This window comes from Oleiphilus sp. HI0123 (assembly GCF_001635315.1).
On the sequence record NZ_LWGE01000095.1, the window covers coordinates 1 to 551 of the forward strand.

At 47.2% G+C, this 551-nt stretch carries 1 protein-coding gene; it reads left to right on the plus strand.

Annotation, left to right across the window (positions count from 1 at the left end):
• Window positions 1-31 precede the first annotated feature (31 nt).
• Window positions 32-551: HD domain-containing protein (locus A3761_RS00965; protein ID WP_304439561.1), on the plus strand; the 520-nt coding region annotated here is incomplete at its 3' end.

The following is a 551-nucleotide window of genomic DNA, read 5'->3' on the forward strand; positions in this document are numbered from 1 at the left end:
GATCATATATTCCTATGTGACAAACTTGAATATGTACCTTTATTACCAGAATCATACCTTGTTTGAGGTGATGAATGGTGACCTGGAACAGCGAGTGCCGGTAGTCAGTCATGATGAGTTTGGGCGTATGGCTGAGGGTACCAATGCGATGATTGCCAGTTTGCAGCAGCATAGGGACGAACTTCAATTGACTCGAGATGTGTCTGTGCTAGCGCTAGCTTCGCTTGCAGAAACCCGGGACAATGAAACCGGTGGCCATATTCTGAGAACTCAGCATTACGTCCGTGTGCTAGCGGAACATTTGAGTGCACATCCCGACTTCAAAGACTATCTGGATGCTGAGACGGTGGATCTTTTATATAAGTCGGCACCTTTGCATGATGTGGGTAAAGTAGGTATTCCAGATAGTATCTTGCTCAAGCCAGGCAAGCTAACAGATGAAGAGTTCATGATCATGAAAACGCATGCGCAATTGGGGGCAGACTCTTTAGCGGTTGCCGAAGCCCGCTTGGGAAGCAATTCTTTCTTGCGTTATGCACGAGAGATTGCCG